This window comes from Sphingomonas sp. jy18, assembly GCF_056931895.1.
Map to the genome: position 1 here is coordinate 95,193 of NZ_JBXPBT010000003.1, position 25,550 is coordinate 120,742.

Below are 25,550 nucleotides of genomic sequence, written 5' to 3' on the forward strand. Positions count from 1 at the left end.
CGGAGCATATCATGGAAAGCGCGCAAATCCATGCCGCCTGAATTGCGGCTGCGTGTCCGGTTCAATCGCCATTCAGCCCCCGACCGCCAAAGGCCGCCGAAAGGCTGGCATCGCCCGCTCGGCAAGGGTATGGCGGTGCCAGAGGAGAGGCGGGTGCGCCCCGCGTGGAAGGAGTTTACGGTTATCATGAGAAGTTTCGCGCATTTGGCTTTGGCCGCCGGGTCGCTGTCCGTTCTGGCGCTCGCAGCCACTTCAGCAGACGCACAGCGCCGGAACCGCGATCGCGAGCAGCAGGCCGAACAGCCGGCGACACCGCCCGTCAGCCGCGAATTTGCTACAGCTTACCAGCCGTTGCAGGCGCAGCTTTCGGCCTCGGCTTGGGCGGCAGCCGACCCTCTGCTTGCACCTGTGCAGGCAATAGCAGTCAGTCCCTACGAAAAGTATCTCGTTGCCCGCGCTGATTATTTGATTGCGACCGGTCTAAACAACACGTCGCGTCGCGCCGCAGCCGCGACCGCCATGATAGACTCCAATGGCATTACCCCTACCGAACAGCGAACCATTTATGCCGTGGCCGCACAACTGGCATACGGCGAAGAACAATATGGTGTTGCCGCCACTCGGGCAAAGCGCGCGCTGGAACTGGGATCGACAGACGACAACATAAAGATCATCGCTGTCGATGCCCAAGTCCGGTCAGGTCAGCTTGATGCCGCCGTCGCGGATGCTCGCGCCATCATCGCGGCCGCGCAGGCGACCAACGGTAGGGTCCCGGAACTTATCTATACCCAGCTTGCAGCAGGATTTCAGGAAGCTGGGCGCGACGCCGAGGTGCTGGAGTGGTTGACGCTCCGGTACCAGGCTTATCCAACTGCCGCAAATTTGCGCAACAACGCTCTCATCTTTCTGAACAACCTTCCGGCCACTATCGAGGAAGATGTGCAACGCGGCATCAGCATCGATACGCTTCGCCTGATGGCGCTGGCTGGGGCAATGAATGAGCGTCGATTCTATGTCGAATATGTCTCGAGCCTGGCACAGGAAGCATTGCCCAACGAGGCGCTTGCGGCAATCGAGGCCGGTCGCTCTGCCAACTTGATTTCGGCCGCGCCCACGGGCGCCGCAACTGATGCCACATTATGCGGTAATGATCGCAATTTTTGCGAAATAGAACAGAATGCTCGTGACAATATCGGAGAGGATCGAACCTCCCTCGGTACATCCGAGGCGCGCGCCAGAACCAATCCGGGGTCGCGGCTCGCTAGCCGTGTTGCTCACAGCTACTACACCTACGGCAACTTTGCAAAAGCTGAAGAGCTGTTGATGGTCGCGCTGGCCAAGCCGGACGCAGACGCTGACCTTATCAACCTACGACTCGGACAGGCGCGATTGCGGCAAGGCAATATAGCAGGCGCGCTCGAAGCGCTCGCGCAAGTACAAGGCGTTCGGGCACCGCTGGCCAAGCTGTGGGCCGCGTACATCCAGGCACAGAGCCCGGCCCCCGCAGCCGCTGCACCCGCTGCTGCGCCGGCACCGACCGCCAGCTAAGCTATCTGCGGGACGTTCATGAATCGCGCCGGGGCGTTGCCCGCCCCGGCGCGATTTTTCACTGGTGGATCAAAAACCGGTCACCGGCACGCCGACGACATGCTTCGACTGGCGGATGGTGAGCGAGGTCTTCACGCTGGAGACGTTCGGCGCGGAAGTGAGGCGCGACGTGAGGAATCGCTGGAAGCTCTGCAGATCGCGCGCCACGATCTTCAGGATGAAGTCGATCTCGCCGTTGAGCATATAGCATTCGCGCACTTCATCGAGTCCGGCGACATGCGCTTCGAACGCTTCGAGATCGCTCTCGGCCTGGCTGCGCAGGCTGACCATGGCGAATACAGTGATGCTGAACCCGAGCTCGGCCGCATCGAGCGCGGCATGATAGCTGCGGATGACCCCCGCTTCCTCCAGCGCGCGGACCCGGCGCAGGCAGGGCGGGGCGGTCAGCCCCACGCGCTGCGCCAGCTCGACGTTGGTCATGCGGCCATCGGACTGCAACTCGCGCAGGATCGCCACATCGATGTCGTCGAATTTGCTTGCTGTCATTGCTAATTTCCGGTCCTGATCGCCGCACCGATCATAATAATATTTCCGCGCGATGCAATTGTCCCATAGTGTGACGCGGCGATTGCGGCGCTATCCTAAATCCCCGATTCACGATAACGCTGCGCCATGGAAACAGGCGGATCCTCCTTGCGCTTCGACGACCGGCTGGCGACCATTCTCGGCCGCAATGGTGCGCCTGGAACCGGATCGGCCGCCACTTGGATGCAGATCGCCGATCTGCTGGCGCAGGATGGTGCAGCGATGCCGCCTGCCGTTGCCGCACGCGGGCTTGCCGCCCTGTCTCTGCTGCGTGCCGATGTCTCGATCGCGGCGCGCGCTGCCTCGGCGCGCGCCATCGCCGGCCGGTGCCGTTTCGCGCCCTTGGCCGTGCTGCTCGCCTCGGAACCGGCGCCGGTCGTCACTGCATTCTTCGATCGCGTCACGCTCTCCGATCAGGACTGGACAGAGATTGTGGCCGACATCGGGCCGCTGGCGCGCAGCCGCCTGCGGCAGCGTAGCGACATCTCGCCGCTGCTTGGAAATCTGCTCGCCCGGATGGGCCGCACGGACTTTGCCATCGGCTCCGCCGCCCAACCGATCCCGGCCACCGGTCAGGCGGCAGACATTGCCGCGCCATCGCCAGCACAGCCCCCGCCGCCCGCCGATCCGCCAATCGCAAATGGCAGCGAGATCGCCCGACTCGTCCAGCGCATCGAAAGCTGGCGCAGCCGTCGCCCGGTCGAAGACGCACCGGTTGCCGCCTTGGCGCATGACGATGCAATGGCCATCCAGTTCGTCACCGATGGTGATGGACTTGTCCGGGCCATCGACGGCGTCCCGCGCGCGGCCTTCGTCGGCATGTCGCTGGCGCATGTCGCCGAACCGGGCAGCGCCGGTGTCGACGCGGGCGTCGCGCGCGCCTTTGCCAAGCGCAGCCACATCCGTCAGGGGCGGCTCGGCGTCAGCGCCGGCAGCCCGTGGAGCGGCGTCTGGGCCATCGACGCGCAGCCGGTGTTCGATCGACTGAGCGGGCGGTTCACCGGCTATGCCGGCACCCTGTCGCTGGCCGACCCCCATACCAGCCTGACGCCGGACCTGCGCTCGTCGGAGCGGTCGGACACTGTCCGCCAGATGCTGCATGAGCTGCGCTCCCCGCTCAACGCGATGTCCGGTTTCGCGCAACTCATCGACGGGCAATATTTCGGTCCGGTCCCCACGCCCTATCATCGCCTCAACCAGGTCATCCTGCGCGACACACAGCAACTCGCCCGGGGGATAGAGGATCTGGCGCTCGCCGCGGAGCTGGAAAGCGGGACGTACACCGCCGTCGACGCGATCACCCCGGCGCTGTCGGTGATGGAAGCGTTCGCGTCGCGCCATCCCGAGGTGTGGCTCGATCCGTTCGACCCCAATCTGCTGCTGCCGATGGAGCAATCCCAGTGCATGCTGCTGCTCGACCAGATCGCCCGGGCCCTGCGCGGCGATGACGAGGCGCCGCTGCGGCTGCGGCTGGCGGCCCAGGCAGACCCCGGCCGTTGCACCCTGGAAATGCGGGTCGACGCCGCCGATGGAGAGCGGGCGTACGACGCGAGCAGAACCGCCAACCGGTCGCTGGCCATGCAGCTCGCGCAATGTCATGACATGACACTTGAATTTGTCGGCGATTCAGCAAGTTTAAACATGGCGGTGGCAAGACAGGCGGCGGAGGCGGCGGTCTAGTCGCATCAGGCGTGCCTGCCGTTGCCCGCGAGTGCCGGGCCCGGGGCAGGACGGGGACATGATTTGAGCGGCACAGCGTGACACAATCGACCATCGCCTTTCCCGACACGTTCGGCACCCGCTTCTCGGTAACGGTCGATACCGAAGAGGAATTCGACTGGGCAGCGGATCTCGACCGGCGTAGCACGTCGACGCAAGCGACCCGGGCGCTGATCACCGGCCAGCGCTATTTCGAACAGGCCGGGGTCAAGCCCCTCTATTATGTCGACCAGCCGGTCATCGACGATGATGCGGCAGCCGATTTTCTGGGTACGGTGCTGACGACTGGGCAGGGGGATGTCGGTGCCCACCTCCACCCCTGGGTCACGCCGCCGTTCGTCGAGGCGGTCAACCGCCATAATTCCTATGTCGGCAACCTGCCGCGCAGCGTCGAACAGGCAAAGCTCCGGCATATCCGCGCCGCCATTGCCGAGCGGACTGGCCATGCGCCGGTCTGCTATCGCGCAGGGCGCTACGGCATCGGGCCGAACACGCTGGAACTGCTGGCGGAAGAAGGGTTTGCGATCGACAGCTCGGTCCGCAGCCATTTCGACTATCGCAGCGATGGCGGCCCCGATTTCCGCCGCGACGGCAGCTTCCCGCGGCGCTGCGGCCCCGGCAACGCAATCGTCCAGATCCCCTTGACCACCATGTTCACCGGCCGGCTGCGCCGCATAGCGCGCGCCACCTATCCCAGGCTCGATCAGCTGCCGAGTTTCCGCTCCTTCCTGTCCCACGCCGGCTGGATGGAGCGGGTGCCGCTGACACCCGAAGGCGTGCCGGCCCGCAAGGCGTGTGATGCCATCGATGTCGCCCTCTCGCTCGGCTTGCCTTTGCTGACGATGAGCTTCCATTCGCCCTCTCTGGCGGTCGGGCACACCCCCTATGTCCGCAGCCAGGCGGATCTCGACGGTTTCTATCGCTGGTTCGACATCGTCTTCGATCATTGCGCGCGGCGGGGTATCCGGCCGGTCGATGTCGACACCATCATCGCGGCGACACGCCAGCGGCACGATGACGCGGCTGCTTGCCAATCGCCCGCTCGCTCCGCTAGGGCAGCCGCCTGACCGGGCGGGGCCTGTAGCTCAATGGTTAGAGCTGGCCGCTCATAACGGCTAGGTTGCGGGTTCGAGTCCTGCCGGGCCCACCACGGTCGCCTGTCGCACGAAAGGCCCGAGCATGATCGAACCGCGCAGCTGGCTGTTCATTCCGGGCGACAGCGAGAAGAAGCTGGGCAAGATCGCAGCCTGCGGCGCCGATGCCGTCATCATCGATCTCGAGGATTCGGTCGCGCCTGCCAACAAGGCTGCCGCCCGCGATCTCACCGCGGCCTTTCTCGGCGCAGCACCGGCGGATGGCCCGGCGCTCTGGGTACGCATCAATCCGCTCGACGGCGCTTATGCGGCAGAGGATGTCGCCAGCATCGTCGGCTGCCGCCCCGCCGGGCTCGTGCTGCCCAAGGCCGAAGGGCCCGAGGATGTCGAGCGCCTTGCCGCGATGATCGATGCCGCCGGCGGCAACAGCGCCATTGCCATCCACGCTATCGCCACGGAAACGCCGCGTGCCGTCTTCAGGCTGGCGGGTTTTGCCGATCGGCGCCCGGCACGGCTCTCGGCGATCAGCTGGGGCGCGGAAGATCTCGCCACGGCGATCGGCGCCACCGGCAACCGCCACGCCGATGGCCGCTTTCATGACGCCTTTTTCCATGCACGCACCCTGGCGCTGTTCGCCGCGCACGCTGCCGGCGTCCAGGCCATCGACACGCTACACGCCGATTTCCGCGATGACGCCGGCCTGCGCGACTCCAGCGAACGCGCCCGCGCCGAGGGCTTCACCGGCCGCCTCGCCATCCACCCGGCGCAGGTCCCGATCATCAATGCAGCCTTCCTGCCGACCGAGGCCGAGGTCGCCTTCGCGCACCGCATCGTCGCGGCGTTCGAAACCGCGGGCAATGTCGGCACCGTCGGCATCGACGGCAAAATGGTCGATCGCCCGCATCTGGTGCAGGCCGAACGGCTGCTCGCCCGGGCACGCGCCTTCGCCGGCTGACGGCCCGGGCCGGCGGTCTGCTCTTCGGACGATGCAAGGATGGTCGGGGAGACAGGATTCGAACCTGCGACCCTCTGTTCCCAAAACAGATGCGCTACCAGGCTGCGCTACTCCCCGACGCAGCGGGCCTTAGGAGCAGTGGCCGGCGGTTGCAATCGGAAGTTCATGCACCGGCAGCTTGGAGCGTGATGTGTCGGATGACGGCTCATCGATCCAACCACATTGTCATTCCCGCGTAAGCGGGAATCCAGGGGCGGTTGGCGCGGTACTTTTCCCGCAGCCGGATACCTGCTTTCGAGGGAGTGCCACAGCTCTTCCAAACATAGGCCATCGCGCCTAGGCCCCTGGACCTGAAAAACGCATCACAACCACCGTCGCCCCGCACGTGATGCGGGGCTTGGCTTCCTCGGCAACGGCGCCAGAGAAAGCCTTGCCCCGTGTCAAGCACGGGGCGACGAGAGGGGATCACGTCAACGCAGCGAATCTCGCTTGCGGATGACTAGCGCGCAGCTTGCGCCGCCTCATCGCCGTCTTCGCCGTCTTCGCCGTCTTCGCCGTCTTCGGCGTCTTCGGCTTCGGCCGCTGCGGTTATCTCTTCTTCTGCCTCAGTCTCGACCTCGCGCACTGCCTCATCGGCGCGCGCCTCGATCTCCTTGGCGCGCGCCTCCAGATCCTCGCTCAGCTTGGAAGGATCGGCGACCTCGGCCTCGTCAGGCTGCCCCGAGCAGGCTGCAACCGCCAGCAACGCCGCCGCGAGGACGACGCGCTTCATTGCGCCTCGCGGTCCAGCGTTTCGGGCGCGTTGGCCAGCAACGCCAGTGTCACCGTCCATGCCGCGACATTCTGGGCAAGATCGGCGGGCACGATCTTGTCGAACGTATCGTCGGGCGTGTGGTGCAGGTTGAAATAGTCACTGCCGTCCTGCTGCAGGTCGATCAGCGGCACGCCCAGCCGGGCGAGCGCGCCGACGTCCGCGCCGCCGCTCGCCGCTTCCCGCCCGCGGGCGATGCCGATCGGCGCCAGTGCGGTGGCAATGCGGTCAGAAAGCGCGCTGGCCGCCCCGGGCAAGCGGAAATCCACGCGCCAGATGCGTCCGGCCCCGAAATCGGATTCGAGCGCCGCTGCATGATGCTCCGCGCCGTGCGCCTCGCCATAGGCGCGGCCGCCCCACACGCCGACCTCTTCGGCACCCGCCATCAGCAGGCGGATGGTACGGCGCGGCTGGCCCATCGCCTCGACCCGCTTGGCGGCAGCCGCGATGATCGCGCAACCCGCGCCATCGTCGATCGCGCCGGTGCCCAGATCCCAGCTATCGAGGTGGCAGGCGGCGACCACCACCCCGGCGGACGGATCGCTGCCGGGAATCTCGGCGATGACATTGCCCGACGGCTGCTGGCCGATGTTGCGCGGCGTCAGCAGCAGGCGCATCCGCACCGGGCTTGTCGCGCGGTCGAGCATGCGTTCGAGATTGTCGGCATCCGGGTTGGAGATGGCGCCCGACGGAATCGGCGTCACGCCTTCACCGAAATTGGTGTTGCCGGTGTGCGGATTGCGATGGCTGTCGGTGCCGACCGACCGGATGACGATCGCCGCCGCGCCCCGCCGCGCGGCCCGGTCGGGCCCGTTGAACCGCACCGGACCGAATGCGCCATAGCTCGATCCATCCTGTGTCGCGCGCATGGCATGGCCGATGTAGACGATCTTGCCGCGGATGGCGCTGTCCGGCGCCGCGTCGAACTCGGCGAGGCTGCGGAAGCCGACCACCTCGCCCTCCATGCCGGCCGCGGGCGTGGCGCCGCTGTTGCCGAGCGCGGTGATCGCCAGCGGCTGTCGATAGGGGGCGATGATGCTCGCCCGCTCCTCGCCGCGCACCCAGGTCGGCATCATGAACGGCTCGGCGCGGACATTGGCAAAGCCCATCGCGCGGAGCCGCGCCACCGCCCAGTCGCGTGCCCGCGCCTCGGCCTCGGTGCCGCCCTGGCGCGGACCGACCTCGGTGGTCAGATCCTCGACGAAATCCAGCGCCACCGTATCGGCGAGCGCAGCATCGCGGGCCTGGGCAAGCGCCGCCGCATCCTGGGCAAAGGCCGGAGCAGTGAGGGCAAGGGCGATGGCTGCGGCGGGCAGCGTCCATGGCGATTTGATCATGCGGCAAGCTCCTATCGTCGTTCGATGCTCTTGCCAATTGCGCTGTTTTTCGAAACAGATGCGCACCGATCTCCCCCCAAGACCGGACTGTCCGCGACCATGCCCACCACCAGCCAGATCGACCGCCGCACCTTCACTTTTCTGGCCGCCGGCGCCGCCGCCACGACCCTGCTGCCCTCCGCCGCGCGCGCGCAGGCGGCGCCGGGTTGGCGCAAGCTGCCGACCGAGCCTTATCGCGGCAAGCAGGACGATATCAGCTTCGTATCGCCCGATGTCGGCTGGTACGGCAACGGCGCCGGCAAACTCTACCGCACGACCGACGGCGGGGAGAGCTGGACGCTGGTCCACGACCAGCCGGGCACATTCGTCCGCGCGGTCGGCTTCGTCGATGCCGATCATGGCTATATCGGCAATGTCGGCACCGACTATTATCCCGGCGTCACCGACACCAACCCGCTCTACCGCACCAACGATGGCGGCGTGACCTGGCAGCCGGTCCGGGTTGCGGGCATCGAGCGGATGAAGGGCGTCTGCGCGATTGATATCCTGCCGGTCCGCCGCATCTATCAGGGCGAGCTGCGCACCGGCCACGTCATCCACGCCGCCGGCCGGGTCGGCGGCAATGCCATGGTGCTGTCGTCGAGCGACGGCGGGGAAAGCTGGGCGCTCACCGATCTTTCCGACCGCATCGGCATGATCCTCGACATCAAGTTCCTCGACGAACAGCGCGGCTTCATCGCCGCGGCGACCTCGCCCGACATTCAGCAGGCGCAAGCCGCCATCCTCGCCACCGAAGACGGCGGCGCAACCTGGACGATGGTCTACCAGTCCGGCCGCCCGCTCGAGAATATCTGGAAGATGGCCTGGCCCAGCGCCACCATCGGCTATGCCACCGTCCAGAGCTACGATCCCGCCAACCCGCGCCGGGTGATCGTCAAGACGGTCGACGGCGGTCGCAGCTGGCAGGAATTGCCGCTCGCCGAGGGCGCCGACATCCGCGAATTCGGCATCGGCTTCCTCGATGAGAACCGCGGCTGGGTCGGCAGCGTCGCCGGCGGGTTCGAAACGCTGGATGGCGGGCAGAGCTGGCAGCCGGCAGCCATCGGCCGCGCGGTCAACAAGATCCGCGTGGTCCGCTCGGGCGGCGTCACGCGGGTGTTTGCCATCGGCATCGACGTGCACCGGCTCGACATCGCCGGCTAGCGCTCGCCCGCATCCGGCCGCGTCGACCCATGGCGCGTGCATCCGCGCCCGTTGCCTTGCCCGTGCCCCTCGGCTAACGGCTCCGCCAACCTTCGAGCGCGCCCCGCGCGCTTCTCCCGATCTACGCCGAAAGGATGACCATGGCCGCCCAATACAGCTTCGTCATGAAGAACATGACCAAGACTTTCCCCGGCGCGCCCAAGCCGGTGCTCAGCAACATCAACCTGCAATTCTACCCGGATGCCAAGATCGGCATCGTCGGCCCCAACGGCGTCGGCAAGTCGACGCTGATGAAGATCATGGCCGGCATGGATACCGAATTCACCGGAGAAGCCTGGGCAGGTGAGGGGATCACCGTCGGCTATCTGGCACAGGAGCCCGAGCTCGACCCGACCAAGACCGTCAAGGAAAATGTCATGGACGGCGTCCGTGCCGTCGCCGACATGGTCGAACGCTTCAACCAGATCGGCATGGAAATGGCCGAGGAAGACGCCGATTTCGACGCGCTCGGCGCGGAAATGGCCGAGCTGCAGGACAAGATCGACGCGGTCGACGGCTGGACGCTCGACAACCAGCTCGAAATCGCGATGGAAGCATTGAACTGCCCGCCCGGCGACTGGCCGGTCACCGACCTGTCGGGCGGTGAGCGCCGCCGCATCGCGCTGACCCGCCTGCTGCTCGAAAAGCCAAGCATCCTGCTGCTCGACGAACCGACCAACCACCTCGATGCCGAGTCCGTCGCGTGGCTGGAGAAGCATCTGGTCGATTATCCCGGCAACGTGCTGATGATCACCCACGACCGCTACTTCCTCGACAATGTCGTCAACTGGATCCTCGAGCTCGATCGCGGTCGCTACTATCCGTACGAGGGCAACTACTCGACCTACCTCGAGAAGAAGGCCAAGCGCCTCGAACAGGAATCGCGCGAAGATGCGGGTCGCCAGAAGGCGATCAAGGACGAGCTGGAGTGGATCCGCCAGTCGCCCAAGGCCCGCCAGGCCAAATCGAAGGCCCGTATCCGCGCGTTCGACGAGCTGGTCGCGAGCCAGGAAAACCGCACCATCGGCAAGGCGCAGATCCTCATCCAGATCCCTGAACGCCTCGGCGGCAAGGTGATCGAGGTCAACAATGTCTCCAAATCCTATGGCGACAAGACATTGTTCGAGAATCTCAGCTTCACCATCCCGCCCGGCGGCATCGTCGGCGTCATCGGCCCCAATGGCGCGGGCAAGACCACGCTGTTCAAGCTGATCACCGGCAAGGAACAGCCCGATACCGGCAGCATCGACATCGGCCCGACCGTGCGCCTGGGCTATGTCGACCAGAGCCGCGACGCGCTCGACCCCAACAACAATGTCTGGGAAGAAATCTCGGGCAAGCACGAACTCATGACCATCGGCAAGCAGGAGATGCAGACCCGCGCCTATGTCGGCGCGTTCAACTTCAAGGGCGGCGATCAGCAGAAGAAGGTCGGCCTGCTCTCGGGCGGTGAACGCAACCGCGTCCACATGGCCAAGATGCTCAAGGAAGGCGGCAATGTGCTGCTGCTCGACGAGCCGACCAACGATCTCGACACCGAAACGCTGGCCGCACTCGAAGAAGCGCTGGAAAGCTTCGCCGGCTGCGCCGTGGTCATCAGCCACGACCGCTTCTTCCTCGATCGCCTCGCCACCCACATCCTCGCCTTCGAAGGCGACGGCCATGTCGAATGGTTCGAAGGCAATTTCCAGAGCTATGAGGAAGACAAGGTCCGCCGCCTCGGCGACGACGCGCTCAAGCCGGGCAGGGGGACGTACAAGCGGCTGACGCGATAAGACCTTGTGTTGTCAGCCCGGACGGCCGGAGACCCACTTCGCAAAGAAGTGCGCCATCTCCGACCGCGCCGCCGCTGACGAGCGCGTCGGCGATCGCACAAAGGCCGACGCCGCGGCGTCGAATTCCGCATCGATGAAGAGCTTGATCGGCGGGGGCAAGGGTCCGGTGCCGAGTTCCTTGGTCGTCGCCTTGCGCGCAAGCAAGTCCTCGACAATCGGAACGATCCCGGCGGGCGGCTCACTCTCGGCCAGCAAAGTGGGAAAGTGCATCGGTGGGAGCGTGGCGGCCGGGTGCAGCCGCATCCACCGCAACGCGGCAGCTGGCCTGAGGGCATAGAATATCTTCTTGAGTGCCACCTCCTTGCCGTCGGCAAAATAGGTGTTCCTCTGCCTGACGCCGAGATGGAGGTAGTGCCGCGCAATGGACTCGCGGTCGGCGTGGGCATGCGCCAACGATAGCAGGTCATTGCGGAAGTCCCGGTTGCCCCGATAGACGATGGGTGACATCAACCATTCGATTATGACCGCATTGCCTTTGAGCATCAGCTTGAGCGCTTTGCCCAAATCCCATCCGTTGACATCCATGTCACCGATCATCGGCATCTCTATGACGTCGCGCGGTGCCCATGGTGAGAGATAGTCGTCCGGTCGCCGCACATAGATGAACCTGCAATCGAAGTCGCTGTCTGGCGAGGGGAAGCCCCATGCCCTGCTGCCACTTTCGATGGCGATCAATATCGTGGCATCATGGTCCCGCTCGACACAATCGAGCAGCGCATCGACCTGCGCGAGCGGTTCGGCTGGAAAACTGTCAGGGATCGCACGCATTGCGTTGCCTTAGCGGAGCAATCCGTCGACCGGCTACCGTTTGCAGCGTAAGGACTCTTGCATCCCGCCCACTGCCTGCTCAGCGCAAGCCCTCGCTCGCTATGGCCAATCCTTCAATCGTATCTGACACCAGCAACTCGCCAAAGCGCACTTCTCGCTTCAGAGCATAGCCGTCCGATGCAGGACCGGATTGGATCGTCACCCGCTGGCCGTCGATGTCCACCACCCAATATTCCGGAATCCCTGCACCAGCGTACAATGCCGCCTTGTCGCCCAGATCGAACGTCAGCGTGTCGTTGGAGATTTCGACAATTAGCCGCACCGACTCGACAGGGATAGGGCCGTCGCCATTGGGTTCGGTCGTCAAGACAACGTCCGGCTCGGGCATGCTCCGCGGCGGAACTGCAACCGATGCCTCGGTCAGCACCGCCAGGCCATCGGTCCGAGCATCGAGCAAAAGGCGAAAACGAAAAGCCAACTCACCCTTCACCCGCGCATGCGGCCGAAACTGTGCGTTCATCGCCAGTATCACCCCTTCGATCAGCTCGGTGCGGCCATATTCGGCCAGCTCGCCCGATCGTTCGAGCAACATATAGTCCTCGATGGTCAGCAGCACCTGACGCGGGCCATCCCATTTGCGTGCGATGTTCATGCCAATATCATACCACATGGTGGGCGGCCATCAAAGCGACCGATAGTGCAGGGTGTCATCTGAATCAGCGGGTCCACAACCCCAACCTTGGCTTGGGAGCGCCGCTTTACATTCGATAGCACATCCTCAGCGCCTCCGCGCCTCTGCGTGAAGCCCATTTCATTCTTCGTGGCTTCGTGCCTTCGTGCCTTTGTTTGAGATTCTTCGACGGTGGTTCGGCAGGAAGGCGCTCAGGGGGAAAGTCAGATGTTTTCACGCAGAGGCGCAGAGGCGCAGAATGGGTGCCCGACCCTGTCCTCATCGGCTTGACGTGCCGCTCAAATTCAAAGCCCTAAGGCACCACCCACCGCCCGAGCCACGCGTCGCCGTCCCGCTCGAACACCGCTCGTCGATGCCCGCTGTTGGCCAGGTACAGCCAGTCGACGCGGCTGATGCTAATCTTCAGCAGGGCGAAATTTACCCGCGCCGGCACCAGTTCCGCTTCATCCGGTTCACGCCCTTCGACCGCTGCCGGCAGTCCCGACGCCGGTCCGGCCAGCCGGGTTCCCGGAGCCGCCTCCGCCAGATAGCAGCGCCGGGCAAAGCGCGTCGATTCAGCCCAGATGGCATCGACCTCAGCCCCATCCCGCACCACCTGCGCGGTGCCGCCCAGCCGCAACTGCACCTTTTCCTCGGGATGATAGGCCAGCACATGCACCGCCGCGCCGTCGGCAAGCTCGCCGGTCTTGGGCGAGCGCGCGTCGGTATGGAAACGCAGCATTGCCCGCGCCCTGTCGGCCTCGCGTAGCACCAGCACGCGCTGCGTCGGCAATCCACCGCCGTCGATACTGGCCACCACTGGCACGTGCACCGGGCTGCGCCGGTTGCGCGCGCCTTCCGCCAGCAGTGCCCAGGCGCTGTCGAGCGCGGCCAGGAGCGCGGCGTCCATCGTCACGCCGGGGAGAACAGGCCGCTGGATTCGTCCAGCACATGCATCTCGCCCGAGACGATCGCGAACCAGGCGCCATGCAGCTTGATCTGCCCCGCTGCCTCGCGCGCGGCGATGAAGGGGAAAGTGCGCAAATTGGCGAGGCTGACCTTGATTGCTTCCTGCTCGAGCGCCAGCTGGCAGTCGCCATCGCACGCGCTCAGCACCCGGTCGCGCGCATCGCTGACAATGGTCATCCATTTGTCGACAAAACTCGGCCCTTCGGTGCCCAGATCGCCACCCTCCAGTGCCGCCTTGATGCCGCCGCACTGGCCATGCCCCAGCACGACGATATGCTTGACGCCCAGGCCGAGCACGCCGAATTCGATTGCGGCAGACGCACCATGCAGGCCGCCGCCGGTCTCATAGGGCGGCACCAGATTGGCGACATTGCGCAGCGCGAACACCTGTCCCGGCACTGTGTCGAAGACGGTGGCCGGGTCGACCCGGCTGTCGCAGCAGGAAATGATCATCACCGGCGGTGCCTGCCCTTCGGAGGACAGCGCATCGAAACGGGCTTTCTGGTCGACGTAACCGTTTGAGCGGAAACGGTGATAGCCTTCCAGCAGGGCTTTGAACTCTGGCATGGGCTCCCGCTATCGCAAGCAGGCGATGATGACAATCGTGGGCCAAGCGCCTATGTGCGCGCACATGGCCGAAGCAGACCCCGCACGCCCGCGTGAACCCCGCACCCGCAAGCCCGACTGGATCAGGGTGAAGGCCCCGACCAGCACCGGCTTTGCCGAAACCCGCCGCCTGATGCGCGACCTCAATCTCAACACGGTGTGCGAAGAAGCAGCCTGCCCGAATATCGGCGAATGCTGGACCAAGAAGCACGCCACGGTGATGATCCTGGGCGACACCTGCACCCGCGCCTGCGCCTTCTGCAACGTCAAGACCGGCATGCCGCGCGCGGTCGACCGTCAGGAGCCCGAAAATCTCGCCACCGCCGCCGCACGGCTCGGTCTCGAACATATCGTCATCACCTCGGTCGACCGCGATGATCTGCCCGACGGTGGCGCCAGCCAGTTCGTGCGTGTGATCGAGGCGCTGCGCCGCACCACGCCGGCCACCACCATCGAAATCCTCACCCCCGATTTCCGCAACAAGCCGATGGCGGCGATCGAGGCGATCGTCGCGGCGCGACCGGACGTCTATAACCATAATCTGGAGACTGTCCCCCGGCTCTATCCCACCATCCGCCCCGGTGCGCGCTACTATGCCTCGCTGCGCCTCCTGGAGACGGTCAAGCGGCTCGATCCGTCGATCTTCACCAAATCGGGCATCATGCTCGGCCTGGGCGAAGAGCGGATGGAGGTGCATCAGGTGATGGACGACATGCGCTCCGCCGACATCGATTTCCTGACGATGGGCCAATATCTCCAGCCCACCCCCCGCCATGCCAAGGTCGTGGATTTCGTCACGCCCCAATCCTTCGACGCCTATGCCCAGATCGCCCGCGCCAAGGGCTTCCTGCAAGTCGCATCGTCGCCGCTGACCCGCTCCAGCTACCACGCCGGAGAGGATTTTGCGCAGATGCGCGCGGCGCGAGAGGCACGGCTGGCGGGCGGCAGGGCAGGGTAGAGGTGCCCCGCCACCACGAAATCCGGCATCTGCCCTACACGCCCGACCAGATGTTCGATCTGGTTGCGGATGTCGGCCGCTACGGCGAATTCCTGCCTTGGGTCGCCGGCGTGCGCGTCCGCGCCAACAACGAGGCCGAGATGATCGCCGACCTCATCGTCGGCTTCAAGGGCTTGCGCGAACGCTTCACCAGCCGCGTCCACAAGCGCCATCCTGCCGAAATCCGCGTCGATTATCTCGACGGCCCCTTGAAGCATCTCAGCAACGAATGGCACTTCCGCCCCGCGCCCGGCGGCGGCTGCGAGGTTGATTTCACCGTCGATTTCGCCTTTCGCAACAGCCTGTTCGAAAAGCTCGCGGGGCAAGTGTTCGACAAGGCGCTGCGCCGCATGATCGGCGCTTTCGAGGAGCGCGCGGCGGCGCTTTACGCCAGCGCGTCGCTCTCCGGCAGCAGCAGCGTCAGCGCAAACAGCGCGGCCTGACGGCGGATCTCGGCGCGGCTGAGGTCGCTGCCGAAGCGTCGCGTGGTGGTCCACACCCGGCCGGACGGGTCGCTGCGCAGCGCGCGGCCGAACACCACCATACCCACCGGCTTCGCCTCGCTGCCCCCGCCCGGCCCGGCAACGCCGGAGATCGCCACCGCGACATCCGCCGCACTCGCATCGAGCGCGCCCAGCGCCATCGCCCGCGCGCACGCCTCGGACACCGCGCCATGATCGATGAGCAACTGCTCCGGCACGCCCAGCATCGCCGTCTTGGCAGCGTTGGAATAGGTCACGAACCCGCGGTCGAACACTGCGCTGCTGCCCGGCGCATCGGTGATGACGGTCGCCACCATCCCGCCGGTGCAGCTTTCCGCAGTGGTGACGAAGCGCCCGGCGCGGCAATTCTCGGCGATCACGCGCGATGCCAGCGCGAACAGCGCGCCATCCGCATCGTCGAACACCGTATCCGCCATGCTCAGTCCCTCATCCTGCGCGGCATCAGCACGCTCACAACCGCCTGCGCGGCGATGCCTTCGCCGCGCCCGGTAAAACCCAGCTTCTCGGTCGTCGTTGCCTTGATCGAGACCTGATCCACGTCAAGCGCCAGTATCTCCGCCACCCGCGCGCGGATCGCCTCGCGGTGCGGCCCCACCTTGGGCGCCTCGCAGATCACCGTGCAGTCGACATGGTCGATCCGCCCGCCCTTGCCCTCCGCCAGCCCCCGCGCATGGGCGAGAAACTGGTCGGACGCCGCCCCGCGCCATTGCGGATCGCTCGGCGGGAAATGCTGGCCGATATCCCCCTCGCCGATCGCCCCCAGCAGCGCATCGGTGATCGCGTGCAGCACGACATCGGCATCGCTATGCCCTTCGAGCTTGCGGTCATGCGGGATCAGCACCCCGCCCAGCCACACGCCGTCGCCGGGGATCAGCCGGTGGACGTCAAAGCCCATCCCAACCGCATGCCGCCATGACGTCACCATATTGCCCTCTCCCGCCTGCGGGAGAGGAGCGAGACTAAGTGAGCCGAAGGCGAGCCTAGTCGCAGCGGTGAGGGCATCGGCCCCACCATCGACACCCGATCCATCGGCAACCCCCAACACCCCCGCCATGAACTCCAGATCGCCCGGCTGGGTGATCTTGTCGAGCGCGCGGCTGCCCGGCACCAGCGCCACCCGCCCGCCGGCGGCGCGCACCACCTGCGTCTCGTCGGTCGCCGGCCCCTTGTCCCACGCCGCCAGCGCAGCGCGCAGCGCAGCCAGCCGGAACGCCTGCGGCGTCTGCACCCGCACCAGCCCGCTGCGGTCGATAGTCTCGCCCAAGCGGTCACCACCGCGCACCAGCGTATCCGCCACCGCCAGCACCGGCACCGCGCCCGCAACCTCCGCATCGCCAAAGGTCGCCAGCAACCGGTCGATCACCCCCGCATCCAGCCCCGGCCGCGCCGCATCATGCACCAGCACCAGCGCGGCGCGATCATCCAGGCTGGCAAGCCCCGCCGCCACCGACTGCTGCCGCTCCTTGCCCCCATCGACCAGCACCGCACCCAGCCCGTCCAGCGCCGCCGCCGCCAGCCCGCGCGCCTCGTCCTCGGGCGCCACCACCACGGTCAGCGAGGCGCAAGCGGGATGGCGGGCAAACGCCTCCGCACTCCACCGCAGCACCGCCCGCCCGCCCAGATCGGCAAACTGCTTGGGCAAGTCCAACCCGGCGCGCTCTCCCCGCCCGGCAGCGACGATCAGGGCATGGAAAGGCGGCTGCATACTCATGCCCGCGCGTCTAGCGGCATGGGGCGAGGGAGGGAAGCGGGCACCATTCACCCTCCCCCTCGTGGGGAGGGGTCAGGAGTGGGGGCGCGCCGCGTCTGCAGCGCAAGAGACAGCGACACTGCGGATATGTGGTCGAGGCCCTTGCTAATCCGAACTCGCGTCGGCCATATGGAACATATCTTTTTTTGTTAGGTGAAGTGATGTCCGGTAACGAAGGCGAAGATATCGGTCCCGATGTAGCCCTCCAATACGGCGAGATCACCGAAGACGATCTGGGCTTGGTCGCGGACGATATTCAGCGGCTGGTTGTTGCGCCCACCGACTGGACGATAAGCGTCCTCGTTGATCTGTTACGCAAGCGCAAGATCGATTTGCAGCCGAATTACCAACGACGAGTTGCCTGGGACGAGGCAAAGATGTCTCGGTTCATGGAAAGCCTGTTCATGCGGCTGCCGGTCCCCCAGATCGTACTGGCTGAGATGCGTCCCGGGGTTTTCGCTGTTATCGATGGTAAGCAGCGTATCAACTCACTGGCGCGGTATTGTTTGGACGATCAGGTGCCTTTGCGCCTGAGCGGATGTGATTATCGCGAGGACCTCAATGGCAAGACTTACGATGATCTGCAAGCAGACCCGGCAATGGAATCTTCTGTGGATGCGTTCCAAAATCACACGGTGCGAACGGTTGTAATCAAGAATTGGAGATCCGATAGCCTGCTCTACCTGCTATTCTTGAGGTTAAACCAGAATAGCGTAACACTGTCTCCGCAAGAGCTTCGCAGAGCTCTCTACCCTGGCAAGTTCATGGACTGGCTAGACGATAAGACCGCGCAATCCGCCGCAATGGCATCCGTCTTCAAACAGGTGCCGGACTTCCGTATGCGCGATATGGAAGTTGCAACTAGATTTCTGGGCTTCAAAAGGTTTGCTGACAATTATGAGGGCAACATGAAGAAGTTTTTGAATGAAACTTCCCAAAATCTTTCGAAAAATTTCGACGCCCTGCTGGACCAGTTGGAAGACGACTGGATACAGTTTGAGGAAGGCATGTCTCTAACAAGAGCCATCTTCGGCGACAACGCATTCAAGTCCCGACAGGATGGAAAATATCAACGGAGTCCTAACCGCGCCGTTATCGATATAATGGCCTATTATTTTGCCGATCCCGCCGTCCGTGCCGCAATCGATGATAACAAGAAGTTAGCCATTCGTGCCGCGTTTGAGGCACTCTGTGATGATAGCGTGAAATTTTTGCAGGCTCTCCAGACATCGACGAAGACAGCCAAAGCTACCAGTCAGCGTTTTCACGACTGGGGTGACGCTCTGAGAGATGTCATCGGCGGCGTCGTCGGTGAGTTTCCATTGGCTCGCAATCTTTAGCCTGAAACACCGTCATGCCGCGCGCATACACACCTGATTATATTGCTCTAAGGGCGAGACTGACAAGTCTGACGCATATGCTACCACCGCAACCAGCGGCGGGTACCACACCGTCAAATCAGGATGCTGATAAGATGGCAGCGTTCGTCATTCTGTTACATGCAGAATGTGAACACTTCTTGGAAAGGCGGGCGTTAAAAGTTGCAGACGATGCTAAATCAGCCTTTGATAGTGGTGGCGATTTTGGAAGGGTGGCTAGGCACCTATGCGTTTTTCCTTTCATAGATGCGCCAAAACAGACGACTGATTTGGATAAAATGCTGGCAGTTTTCGGAACTAGCGGTTTCGGTATCATGGCGACGAGGAAGACGATCACTCAAAACCGAACTGGGTATATGAAGCTGCTAAACATCGGCTACCAGCGTTATAAAAACACCGTTCAACAAAACCACGGGGCGGCCCTGAAGTATCAATTCAAGCTTTTGACGGCGCTTGGATTTGATCTCGATTTGGTTGGAGCTACTTTCAAATCCCGCATAGCCCAACTCGCAACCTACCGAGGTGAGGCCGCGCACAGCTCGGTGGTGGCTGCCAACAACACGATTTCTTCCTCGACTTTAGCGACTTGGCCTGCGGACTTGATTGACGGATTTGCCAAGATGGATCGTGGCCTGTCCTCGCTCGCAACAATGAGCAAATAACCTTCGGATTTTTGATTTGAAGATCTAAGCTGAGTTCAGGTTGACCATCGGACGCGGAGTGGCCGATTTCGGGTTTGGATAAACTGCTCCGACCAGCCCAGTTGGCATCGTCAGGAGAAAGGTGGCAGCGGTTAGTCGCGGCGTCCAAACCTGACTGTCTGCTCTCGGCTTCACTGGCGTGGAGGAAGCGACAACCCCGTAAGAACTGATACCTGCTGATAAACTTATATTTAGGCTTAAACTTTCCATCTCACACCGTGCATCCGCTACCCCCCTACCCATCTGCCTGATTTTCTGGCACAGCGCCTGCCATGCCCCGTCTCCACCCCATCCACGTCGGCCCGATCACCATCGATACGCCCGTCATCCTCGCGCCGATGACCGGGGTGACCGACATGCCGTTCCGCACGCTGGTGCGCCGCTATGGCTCCGGCCTCAACGTCACCGAGATGATCGCCAGCGCGGCGATGATCCGGGAGACGCGGCAGTCGCTGCAAAAGGCCGCCTGGCATCCGCTGGAGGAGCCGGTGTCGATGCAGCTCGCCGGCTGCGATCCGCACGAGATGGCCGAGGCGGCCAAGCTCAATGCCGATCGCGGCGCGGCGATCATCGACATCAACATGGGCTGCCCGGTCAAGAAGGTGGTCAATGGCGATGCCGGCTCCGCGCTGATGCGCGATCTGCCGCTCGCCGCGCGCCTCATCGAGGCGACGGTCAAGGCGGTCGACGTTCCGGTCACGGTCAAGATGCGCATGGGCTGGTGCCATGACAGCCTCAACGCCCCCGAACTCGCGCATATCGCGGAGGATCTGGGCGCTAAGCTGATCACCGTCCACGGCCGCACCCGCAACCAGATGTACAAGGGCTCCGCCGACTGGGGCTTCGTCGCCAAGGTGAAAGCCGCCGTGTCGCTGCCGGTCATCGTCAACGGCGATATCTGCTCGGTGGCGGACGCGCACACCGCGCTCGACCAGAGCGGGGCGGACGGGGTGATGATCGGGCGCGGCGCCTATGGCCGGCCGTGGCTGCTGGGGCAGGTGATGGCTGCGCTCCAGCAGGACCGCACCATCCCCGACCCCGGCATCGACGAGCAATATGCGCTGATCGTCGAACATTATCGCGCGATGATGGAGCATTATGGCCCGCAGACCGCGGTGCCCATCGCCCGCAAGCATCTCGGCTGGTACACCCGCGGCATCCATGGCTCGGCGGAATTCCGCAACATGGTCAACCAGTTGGGCGATGCGCAGGCGGTGCTCGACGCGCTGGCGCGCTTTTACGAACCGCATCTGACGCGACTGGCGGCATGACGTCACCACCCGCCGACGCCACCCTCTCCAGCCTCGGCGCGGCCTTCCAGTCGCATCCGGTGCCGACGCTGCTGGTCTCGGGGGAGGGCAAGGTGGTCGATGCCAATCAGGCGGCGGAGGCGCTGTTCAACGCCGGGCGCGCCAGCCTGGTCGATCGCGATCTGGTCTCCGTCATGGAACTGGGCACGCCGGGGGGCCTCGCGCGGATGCTGGCGCAGCCGGAAACCAGCGCCTGGGCCTATGCGGTGGAGCTGCGCGTGGCCAAGCAGGCGCCGCTCCATGCCGACATCGCGCTCGGCCCCATCGGCAAGGATGGCGCGTGGCGCGTGCTGGCCCTCCACCCCGTCCCCGCCACCGGGCGCATGCCGTTCCGCCGCCCCGGCTCCGCCGCGCGCTCGGCCGGCGCCATGGCGGCGATGCTGGCGCATGAGATCAAGAATCCGCTGTCGGGCATTCGCGGCGCAGCGCAATTGCTGGGCAAGGGTGGCTCGACCAGCGCCGCCGCGCTTTCCCGTCTGATCTGCGGGGAGGTGGATCGCATCGCCGGGCTGATCGACGGCATGCAGAGCTTTACCCGCAACGAGCCGCCGCCGCGCACCTCGATCAACATCTATCCCGCCATCGGTCAGGCGCGCGGCATCGCGGCGCAGGGCTTTGCCTCGGGCGTGCGCTTTATCGAGGAGTTCGATCCCTCGCTGCCGCGCGTGCTCGCCAACCACGATTCGCTGGTGCAGATATTGCTGAATCTTATCAAGAATGCCTGTGAAGCCTCTGAGGATAAACGCGATCTGACCGTGCGGCTGACCACCGCCTATCGCCACGGCCTGTCGTGGGACGCGGGCGACGGCAAGGGGCAGCAGCCGCTGCCGGTGGAGATCATCGTCGCCGACAATGGCCCGGGCGTGCCCGAACATCTCAGCGACGTGCTGTTCGATCCCTTCGTTTCCGGCAAGCGCGACGGGCAGGGATTGGGGCTGGCTCTGGTCGACAAGCTGGTGCGCGACATGGGCGGAGTCGTCCAGCATGACCGCAAGAATGGCTGGACCCGCTTCCGCCTGAACCTGGCGCTGGCGCGGGCTGGGGAGGGGGAGGGCGCATGAGCAAGGGCCACGCTCCGATCCTGCTGGTCGAGGACGACACCGCCATCGCCACCGTCATCCGCGTCGCGCTGGAGGCGGAAGGGCTCGCCGTCGACTGCGTCGAAACCCTGGCGGACCGGGACCGCGCCATGGCGCTGCACCGCTACGGCGTAATCGTTACGGATGTGATACTACCTGACGGAAACGGACTGACGAGCATCGGTGACATAGGTCAGGATCGTCTGGATGCTCCCCCTTTCATCGTCCTCTCCGCCCAGAACACCCTCGATACCGCCGTCTCCGCGTCCGAATGTGGCGCCTTCGATTACCTCCCCAAACCCTTCGATCTCGACGAACTCACCGCCTCGATCCGCGCCGCCCTGCAAAAAGGCAACGCATCGGACCCTGCCGCCGTCTCGGCCGAGGGGGATAGTTCCTCGGTGCCCATCATCGGCCGCGCGCCGGAGATGCAGCTCGTCTACCGCACCCTCGCCAAAGTCGCGCCCACCGACCTCTCGGTACTGATCCTCGGCGAATCCGGTACTGGCAAGGAACTGGTCGCGCAGGCCATCCACGCCAGCAGCCGGCGCAAGCTCAAGCCCTTCGTCGCAGTCAACATGGCCGCCATCCCGCGCGAGCTGATCGAATCCGAGCTGTTCGGCCACGAACGCGGCGCCTTCACCGGCGCGGTGGCGCGCACCAGCGGCCGGTTCGAGCAGGCGGAGGGCGGCACCTTGTTCCTCGACGAGATCGGCGATATGCCGATCGAAGCGCAAACCCGCCTGCTGCGCGTGCTGCAGACCGGCGAATTCTCCCCGGTCGGCTCCGCCCGCCTTGCCCGCGCCGATGTCCGCATCCTCGCCGCCACCAACCAGGATTTGAGCGTGCTGGTGAGCGACGGCCGCTTCCGCGAGGATCTCTACTATCGTCTCAACGTCATCCCGCTGATGCTCCCGCCGCTCAGGGAACGTGCCAGCGACATCGGCCTGCTCGCCCGCCACTTCCTCAAGCAGGCCGCGTCAGCAGGTCTAGGGGACAAGACCCTTTCCAACGCAGCGGTCGCCATGCTGGAAGCCTATGCCTGGCCCGGCAATGTCCGTGAACTGGGCAATGTCATCCAGCGTCTGGCGCTGCTGACGCCGGGCGGTCAAATCGACCGGGTCGATGTCGCGCGCGTCCTTCCGAGCGGTACTACAGTGCCCGAAGGCGACAAGGCACTGTCACCGGAATCGCTGCTCGAACGGGCCGTGCTGGGGTGGCTCGCAACCGATGCCGGGCGCGCCGCTGCCGAGGCTGGGACACTCCATGCAGATCTGGTCGGGCGGGTCGAACAGGCGATGTTCGATGCTGTCCTCGCCGACACCGGAGGCAATCAGCTACGCGCCGCGGCTCGGCTGGGCATCAACCGCAACACGCTTCGCCTCAAACGCAGCAGCCGCGACGAGTGATCTGCACAACTGTGCTTGCAGCGCAACAGGAATGATGTAATTCTGCAACAATGGCAGATGCGGGCTCCCTTGGCAGTATAACTCCGGACCCCGCCTCAGTCGCTTTGCGCGCTCGGCTGCGCGGCATGTTCGAGCCGGTCGTCCTACTCTGCCTCGTCGTGACCGTCAGCGGCACGGCGCTGCTGCTGCCAACGCTGGCCGGTGGCGGCCTGCTCTCGCCGTTGCTCCTCTCGTCTCTGTTGGTCATCAATCTTCTGCCGGCAATGGCCCTGCTGGTGCTGCTCGGTCGCCGCATCGCGCGGCGCCGGGCGCGCAATCGCGGCGGCGGCGAGGCACGGCTGCACACGCGACTGGTGGCCATTTTCTCGGTCACGGCAGCGGCGCCGACATTGATCGTCGTCGTCTTTGCATCCTTCCTGTTCCAGTCGGGGATGGACTTCTGGTTCTCCGAACGGTCGCGCGGCATGTTCGAAAATGCGGTCGGCGTGGCCCAGAATTATCTCGACAGCCAGAAGCAGGACGTCGGCGCCAACACCATCGCGATGGCTACTGACTTGCGCGCCAGCCTGGTCGACAGTGATATCGGGGGCAGGGATTTCGACAACTTCTATGTTCAGCAGGTCGTCGTCCGCCAATTGAGCCAGTCCGCCATCGTCGAGATCGGCAATGACGGCGTAACCCGCACAATCGCACTGATCGACCCCGACAATCGCGCTATTGCCAACCTGGTGTCTCCAGACAGTATACGCCGGCTGCAGGCAGGTGAGCAATCGGTGGTCAGGGAAACCCGCGACGGCGTCGAAGCGGTGGTGAGCCTGTTGCCTGAGCGGCGGCTCTACCTGTATGCATCGCGCGGTATCGGCGTATTGGGTCTCGATTCGGTCAGGCGGGCACGGTCGGTGTTCGCGGACTATGAACAACTGTTCGCACGTTCACGCGACCTCCAATTTCGGTTCGTGCTCACGCTCTATTTCGGCGCGCTGATCGTCGTAGGCCTCGTCGTCGGTGTGGCTATCCTGGCTGCAGACCGCATCGTTTCCCCCATCGACGAGCTGGTGGTGGCCGCAAGGCGCGTCTCGCAGGGCAATCTGGAGGCGCGGGTGCGCCTGCCCAAGGGCGACCAGGACGAAATTGCGGCACTGGGCAGTGCCTTCAACCAGATGACCGAGCGGCTCGGCGAGCAGACGCGCGACCTCCTCTCCGCCAACGCAGAGTCGGAGGAAAGCCGGGCATTGATAGCGGCGGTGCTATCCAGCGTCGCATCCGGGGTGGTCGCGATCGACAGCGCGGGCGATGTGCGTCTCATCAATGCGGCCGCGCTGCGCATGCTGGGCAGGGACATGGACGATGTCCTCGGCAAGTCTCTCACCGATGTGGCCCCAACGCTGGCCGGCTGGATGGCCGATCACGCCACGGACGGAGCGGACCCGATCCTTTCGCTGCAGGTTGGCGGGGAACAGCGCACCTGGGCGGTCAAATGCGCGCATGACGAGGGCGGATCGGTGCTGACGTTCGAGGACATCACCCAGCAGCTCAACGATCAGCGTCGCGCTGCCTGGGCCGATGTCGCGCGGCGTGTCGCACATGAAATCAAGAACCCGCTGACGCCGATACAGCTCGCGGCAGAGCGCCTGCAGCGTCGCTTCGGCAAGACGCAGGGCGATGGCGCCCCGGTCTTTGCCCAGTTGACCGACACCATCGTTCGTCAGGTGGGCGATCTCAGGCGGATGGTCGACGAATTTTCCAATTTCGCACGCATGCCGCGGCCGAGCTTCCGCACAGACAGTCTGGTCGATGTCCTCAAACAATCGATCTTCCTGCACGAAGTCGCACATCAGGATATCGTCTTCGAACTGGACGTGCTGGACCCGCCGCCACTGATCGTCTGTGATCGCCGCCTGCTGGCTCAGGCGTTCACCAACATCCTCAAGAACGCCATCGAAGCAATCGGTCGCGGCGCCAGGGAGAAGGGGCGCATTGTTGCGAGTATTGGAACCGAAGACGGCCGCATTGCAGTCAGGATTGCCGATAACGGAGTGGGTCTGCCTGCGGAACGGGGAGCAATCATGGAGCCCTATGTGACCATGCGCGAGGGCGGCACCGGTCTCGGTCTGGCCATCGTCAAGCGCATCGTCGAGGAACATGCCGGAACTCTCGAACTTGCCGATGCTCCGGGCGGAGGCACTATCGTCACCATCACGCTCGACCCCGAACGGCTCGCGGAGCAACCGGGGAAAGAAGAAGCGGCAGCCGCTGCGCGGCAGTTGGCCGGAAAGGACTGAA

At 64.6% G+C, this 25,550-nt stretch carries 24 protein-coding genes and 2 tRNA genes; 16 read left to right on the forward strand and 10 right to left on the reverse strand.

Going from position 1 to position 25,550, the window contains the following annotated elements:
• Positions 1–30: 30 nt before the first annotated feature.
• A complete protein-coding gene (locus tag AC0QC4_RS08935; protein ID WP_483659505.1) occupies positions 31–1,548 on the forward strand; it encodes a hypothetical protein in 1,518 nt (505 codons plus the stop codon).
• Between the two features lie 69 nt (positions 1,549–1,617).
• On the opposite strand, the gene AC0QC4_RS08940 is transcribed toward AC0QC4_RS08935, so the two are convergent.
• The gene (locus tag AC0QC4_RS08940) at positions 1,618–2,094 is read right to left on the reverse strand and encodes an Lrp/AsnC family transcriptional regulator (RefSeq protein WP_483659507.1); all 477 of its coding nucleotides are present in this window, start codon (positions 2,092–2,094) and stop codon (positions 1,618–1,620) included.
• A 126-nt stretch (positions 2,095–2,220) separates the two neighbouring features.
• Here AC0QC4_RS08940 and AC0QC4_RS08945 point away from each other — a divergent pair, with 126 nt between their 5' ends.
• The 4 genes from AC0QC4_RS08945 to AC0QC4_RS08960 all read left to right on the forward strand — a co-directional run bounded on the left by AC0QC4_RS08945 (position 2,221) and on the right by AC0QC4_RS08960 (position 5,901).
• Entirely contained in the window at positions 2,221–3,813 is a 1,593-nt protein-coding gene (locus tag AC0QC4_RS08945) for a histidine kinase dimerization/phospho-acceptor domain-containing protein (RefSeq protein WP_483659509.1), read from the forward strand.
• A 77-nt stretch (positions 3,814–3,890) separates the two neighbouring features.
• Positions 3,891–4,919 carry a polysaccharide deacetylase family protein gene (locus tag AC0QC4_RS08950; RefSeq protein ID WP_483659511.1) on the forward strand — a complete coding sequence of 343 codons (1,029 nt, stop codon included), beginning with the start codon at positions 3,891–3,893 and terminating at the stop codon, positions 4,917–4,919.
• A gap of 7 nt (positions 4,920–4,926) precedes the next feature.
• Positions 4,927–5,002, forward strand: a tRNA-Ile gene (locus AC0QC4_RS08955).
• 29 nt (positions 5,003–5,031) lie between these two features.
• On the forward strand, positions 5,032–5,901 hold the full coding sequence (locus tag AC0QC4_RS08960) for an HpcH/HpaI aldolase/citrate lyase family protein (RefSeq protein WP_483659513.1): 870 nt from the start codon (positions 5,032–5,034) through the stop codon (positions 5,899–5,901).
• Positions 5,902–5,941: 40 nt separating this feature from the next.
• Here the strand turns inward: AC0QC4_RS08960 and AC0QC4_RS08965 are convergent.
• From AC0QC4_RS08965 to AC0QC4_RS08975, 3 genes are all read right to left on the reverse strand, one after another.
• Positions 5,942–6,018, reverse strand: a tRNA-Pro gene (locus tag AC0QC4_RS08965).
• 382 nt (positions 6,019–6,400) lie between these two features.
• A complete protein-coding gene (locus AC0QC4_RS08970; protein ID WP_483659515.1) occupies positions 6,401–6,673 on the reverse strand; it encodes a hypothetical protein in 273 nt (90 codons plus the stop codon).
• Entirely contained in the window at positions 6,670–8,049 is a 1,380-nt protein-coding gene (locus AC0QC4_RS08975) for a M28 family peptidase (RefSeq protein ID WP_483659517.1), read from the reverse strand. The genes AC0QC4_RS08970 and AC0QC4_RS08975 overlap by 4 nt, the downstream gene beginning before the upstream one ends.
• A 99-nt stretch (positions 8,050–8,148) precedes the next feature.
• On the opposite strand from AC0QC4_RS08975, the gene AC0QC4_RS08980 reads away from it, so the two are divergent.
• Positions 8,149–9,252 (forward strand): WD40/YVTN/BNR-like repeat-containing protein, encoded by a 1,104-nt coding sequence (locus tag AC0QC4_RS08980; protein WP_483659519.1) that lies wholly within the window; start codon positions 8,149–8,151, stop codon positions 9,250–9,252.
• Between the two features lie 140 nt (positions 9,253–9,392).
• Positions 9,393–11,066 carry an energy-dependent translational throttle protein EttA gene (gene ettA / locus AC0QC4_RS08985; RefSeq protein WP_483659520.1) on the forward strand — a complete coding sequence of 558 codons (1,674 nt, stop codon included), beginning with the start codon at positions 9,393–9,395 and terminating at the stop codon, positions 11,064–11,066.
• A gap of 12 nt (positions 11,067–11,078) precedes the next feature.
• Here the strand turns inward: ettA and AC0QC4_RS08990 are convergent, their stop codons facing one another.
• On the reverse strand, positions 11,079–11,801 hold the full coding sequence (locus tag AC0QC4_RS08990; protein ID WP_483659522.1) for a nucleotidyltransferase domain-containing protein: 723 nt from the start codon (positions 11,799–11,801) through the stop codon (positions 11,079–11,081).
• Positions 11,802–11,813: 12 nt separating this feature from the next.
• On the opposite strand from AC0QC4_RS08990, the gene AC0QC4_RS08995 reads away from it, so the two are divergent.
• Positions 11,814–11,945, forward strand: coding sequence for a hypothetical protein (locus AC0QC4_RS08995; RefSeq protein WP_483659524.1), 132 nt, complete (start codon positions 11,814–11,816; stop codon positions 11,943–11,945).
• A gap of 28 nt (positions 11,946–11,973) precedes the next feature.
• On the opposite strand, the gene AC0QC4_RS09000 is transcribed toward AC0QC4_RS08995, so the two are convergent.
• The 3 genes from AC0QC4_RS09000 to AC0QC4_RS09010 all read right to left on the reverse strand — a co-directional run bounded on the left by AC0QC4_RS09000 (position 11,974) and on the right by AC0QC4_RS09010 (position 14,100).
• Entirely contained in the window at positions 11,974–12,546 is a 573-nt protein-coding gene (locus AC0QC4_RS09000; RefSeq protein ID WP_483659526.1) for a Uma2 family endonuclease, read from the reverse strand.
• 331 nt (positions 12,547–12,877) lie between these two features.
• Entirely contained in the window at positions 12,878–13,474 is a 597-nt protein-coding gene (locus AC0QC4_RS09005; RefSeq protein WP_483659528.1) for a pyridoxamine 5'-phosphate oxidase family protein, read from the reverse strand.
• Positions 13,475–13,476: 2 nt separating this feature from the next.
• Complete coding sequence (locus AC0QC4_RS09010; RefSeq protein WP_483659530.1) at positions 13,477–14,100, reverse strand: carbonic anhydrase; 624 nt, start codon at positions 14,098–14,100, stop codon at positions 13,477–13,479.
• Between the two features lie 64 nt (positions 14,101–14,164).
• Between AC0QC4_RS09010 and lipA the strand changes: the two genes are divergently transcribed.
• Both lipA and AC0QC4_RS09020 read left to right on the forward strand, forming a co-directional pair.
• Entirely contained in the window at positions 14,165–15,097 is a 933-nt protein-coding gene (gene lipA / locus AC0QC4_RS09015) for a lipoyl synthase (protein ID WP_483659532.1), read from the forward strand.
• Positions 15,098–15,099: 2 nt separating this feature from the next.
• Positions 15,100–15,579 (forward strand): type II toxin-antitoxin system RatA family toxin, encoded by a 480-nt coding sequence (locus AC0QC4_RS09020; RefSeq protein ID WP_483659534.1) that lies wholly within the window; start codon positions 15,100–15,102, stop codon positions 15,577–15,579.
• Here AC0QC4_RS09020 and AC0QC4_RS09025 read toward each other — a convergent pair.
• Together AC0QC4_RS09025 and ispF are read right to left on the reverse strand one after the other, a co-directional pair.
• Positions 15,522–16,055 (reverse strand): CinA family protein, encoded by a 534-nt coding sequence (locus AC0QC4_RS09025; protein WP_483659536.1) that lies wholly within the window; start codon positions 16,053–16,055, stop codon positions 15,522–15,524. The genes AC0QC4_RS09020 and AC0QC4_RS09025 overlap by 58 nt on opposite strands.
• A 2-nt stretch (positions 16,056–16,057) precedes the next feature.
• Positions 16,058–17,350, reverse strand: a complete 1,293-nt coding sequence (ispF, locus tag AC0QC4_RS09030) for a 2-C-methyl-D-erythritol 2,4-cyclodiphosphate synthase (RefSeq protein ID WP_483659538.1) — start codon at positions 17,348–17,350, stop codon at positions 16,058–16,060.
• A 200-nt stretch (positions 17,351–17,550) separates the two neighbouring features.
• Here ispF and AC0QC4_RS09035 point away from each other — a divergent pair, with 200 nt between their 5' ends.
• The 6 genes from AC0QC4_RS09035 (at position 17,551) to AC0QC4_RS09060 (ending at position 25,549) form a co-directional block, all read left to right on the forward strand.
• Positions 17,551–18,729: a DUF262 domain-containing protein gene (locus AC0QC4_RS09035; protein ID WP_483659540.1), complete on the forward strand. Its 1,179-nt coding sequence runs from the start codon at positions 17,551–17,553 to the stop codon at positions 18,727–18,729.
• Between the two features lie 134 nt (positions 18,730–18,863).
• Positions 18,864–19,430 (forward strand): hypothetical protein, encoded by a 567-nt coding sequence (locus AC0QC4_RS09040; protein WP_483659542.1) that lies wholly within the window; start codon positions 18,864–18,866, stop codon positions 19,428–19,430.
• 311 nt (positions 19,431–19,741) lie between these two features.
• A complete protein-coding gene (gene dusB, locus AC0QC4_RS09045; protein ID WP_483659544.1) occupies positions 19,742–20,740 on the forward strand; it encodes a tRNA dihydrouridine synthase DusB in 999 nt (332 codons plus the stop codon).
• Entirely contained in the window at positions 20,737–21,840 is a 1,104-nt protein-coding gene (locus tag AC0QC4_RS09050; RefSeq protein ID WP_483659546.1) for a two-component system sensor histidine kinase NtrB, read from the forward strand. Before dusB ends, AC0QC4_RS09050 begins: the two co-directional genes overlap by 4 nt.
• Positions 21,837–23,267, forward strand: a complete 1,431-nt coding sequence (locus tag AC0QC4_RS09055; protein ID WP_483659548.1) for a sigma-54-dependent transcriptional regulator — start codon at positions 21,837–21,839, stop codon at positions 23,265–23,267. The genes AC0QC4_RS09050 and AC0QC4_RS09055 overlap by 4 nt, the downstream gene beginning before the upstream one ends.
• 125 nt (positions 23,268–23,392) lie before the next feature.
• Complete coding sequence (locus AC0QC4_RS09060; RefSeq protein WP_483659550.1) at positions 23,393–25,549, forward strand: sensor histidine kinase NtrY-like; 2,157 nt, start codon at positions 23,393–23,395, stop codon at positions 25,547–25,549.
• The last annotated feature ends 1 nt before the right edge of the window (position 25,550 follow it).

What these genes read in the sequence shown, in the direction of transcription:
- AC0QC4_RS08945 (WP_483659509.1), top strand. Translation starts at nt 2,221, where the DNA reads ATGGAAACAGGCGGATCCTCCTTGCGCTTCGACGACCGGCTGGCGACC.
- ettA (WP_483659520.1), top strand. Translation starts at nt 9,393, where the DNA reads ATGGCCGCCCAATACAGCTTCGTCATGAAGAACATGACCAAGACTTTC.
- AC0QC4_RS08935 (WP_483659505.1), top strand. Translation starts at nt 31, where the DNA reads ATGCCGCCTGAATTGCGGCTGCGTGTCCGGTTCAATCGCCATTCAGCC.
- AC0QC4_RS09040 (WP_483659542.1), top strand. Translation starts at nt 18,864, where the DNA reads ATGGCAGCGTTCGTCATTCTGTTACATGCAGAATGTGAACACTTCTTG.
- AC0QC4_RS08995 (WP_483659524.1), top strand. Translation starts at nt 11,814, where the DNA reads ATGGTCCCGCTCGACACAATCGAGCAGCGCATCGACCTGCGCGAGCGG.
- AC0QC4_RS09050 (WP_483659546.1), top strand. Translation starts at nt 20,737, where the DNA reads ATGACGTCACCACCCGCCGACGCCACCCTCTCCAGCCTCGGCGCGGCC.
- AC0QC4_RS08980 (WP_483659519.1), top strand. Translation starts at nt 8,149, where the DNA reads ATGCCCACCACCAGCCAGATCGACCGCCGCACCTTCACTTTTCTGGCC.
- AC0QC4_RS08940 (WP_483659507.1), bottom strand. Translation starts at nt 2,094, where the DNA reads ATGACAGCAAGCAAATTCGACGACATCGATGTGGCGATCCTGCGCGAG.
- AC0QC4_RS08970 (WP_483659515.1), bottom strand. Translation starts at nt 6,673, where the DNA reads ATGAAGCGCGTCGTCCTCGCGGCGGCGTTGCTGGCGGTTGCAGCCTGC.
- dusB (WP_483659544.1), top strand. Translation starts at nt 19,742, where the DNA reads ATGCCCCGTCTCCACCCCATCCACGTCGGCCCGATCACCATCGATACG.
- AC0QC4_RS09005 (WP_483659528.1), bottom strand. Translation starts at nt 13,474, where the DNA reads ATGGACGCCGCGCTCCTGGCCGCGCTCGACAGCGCCTGGGCACTGCTG.
- AC0QC4_RS08975 (WP_483659517.1), bottom strand. Translation starts at nt 8,049, where the DNA reads ATGATCAAATCGCCATGGACGCTGCCCGCCGCAGCCATCGCCCTTGCC.
- AC0QC4_RS09025 (WP_483659536.1), bottom strand. Translation starts at nt 16,055, where the DNA reads ATGGCGGATACGGTGTTCGACGATGCGGATGGCGCGCTGTTCGCGCTG.
- ispF (WP_483659538.1), bottom strand. Translation starts at nt 17,350, where the DNA reads ATGAGTATGCAGCCGCCTTTCCATGCCCTGATCGTCGCTGCCGGGCGG.
- AC0QC4_RS09035 (WP_483659540.1), top strand. Translation starts at nt 17,551, where the DNA reads ATGTCCGGTAACGAAGGCGAAGATATCGGTCCCGATGTAGCCCTCCAA.
- AC0QC4_RS09010 (WP_483659530.1), bottom strand. Translation starts at nt 14,100, where the DNA reads ATGCCAGAGTTCAAAGCCCTGCTGGAAGGCTATCACCGTTTCCGCTCA.
- AC0QC4_RS08960 (WP_483659513.1), top strand. Translation starts at nt 5,032, where the DNA reads ATGATCGAACCGCGCAGCTGGCTGTTCATTCCGGGCGACAGCGAGAAG.
- AC0QC4_RS09060 (WP_483659550.1), top strand. Translation starts at nt 23,393, where the DNA reads ATGTTCGAGCCGGTCGTCCTACTCTGCCTCGTCGTGACCGTCAGCGGC.
- lipA (WP_483659532.1), top strand. Translation starts at nt 14,165, where the DNA reads ATGGCCGAAGCAGACCCCGCACGCCCGCGTGAACCCCGCACCCGCAAG.
- AC0QC4_RS09055 (WP_483659548.1), top strand. Translation starts at nt 21,837, where the DNA reads ATGAGCAAGGGCCACGCTCCGATCCTGCTGGTCGAGGACGACACCGCC.
- AC0QC4_RS09000 (WP_483659526.1), bottom strand. Translation starts at nt 12,546, where the DNA reads ATGAACATCGCACGCAAATGGGATGGCCCGCGTCAGGTGCTGCTGACC.